Source organism: Nocardioides abyssi (assembly GCF_030412915.1).
Taxonomy (GTDB): domain Bacteria; phylum Actinomycetota; class Actinomycetes; order Propionibacteriales; family Nocardioidaceae; genus Nocardioides; species Nocardioides abyssi.
Map to the genome: position 1 here is coordinate 1 of NZ_JAUHJR010000125.1, position 281 is coordinate 281.

A 281-nucleotide genomic window follows, 5' to 3' on the forward strand; every position below is an offset into this window, starting at 1 on the left:
GGCCTTGACCAGCACCAGCCACCAGACGTCCTGGCCGAAGAGGGGCAGTTCGTTCACAGCGAGGCTCCCTTCAGGCGCACGCGGCTGCCCGGCGAGGCCAGGCGTTCGAGGACGGAGGTCCCGAAGGAGGCCGTCGGCACCCAGACGACGTCGTCGACCATGCCGGGCACCTGCTCGACGGGCAGGGTCAGCTCGCCGCGGTCGCCCACGACGGTGACGTGCTCGCCCGAGAGCGAGGCGGCGGCGTACGTCGCGGGGCTCACGCGGGCCACGGCGGGCCG

1 protein-coding gene is annotated in these 281 nt (G+C 74.0%); it reads right to left on the minus strand.

What is annotated here, in order from left to right; genetic code table 11:
* Positions 1–53: 53 nt before the first annotated feature.
* Positions 54–281: hypothetical protein (locus QWY29_RS20190; protein WP_300963019.1), on the minus strand; the 228-nt coding region annotated here is incomplete at its 5' end.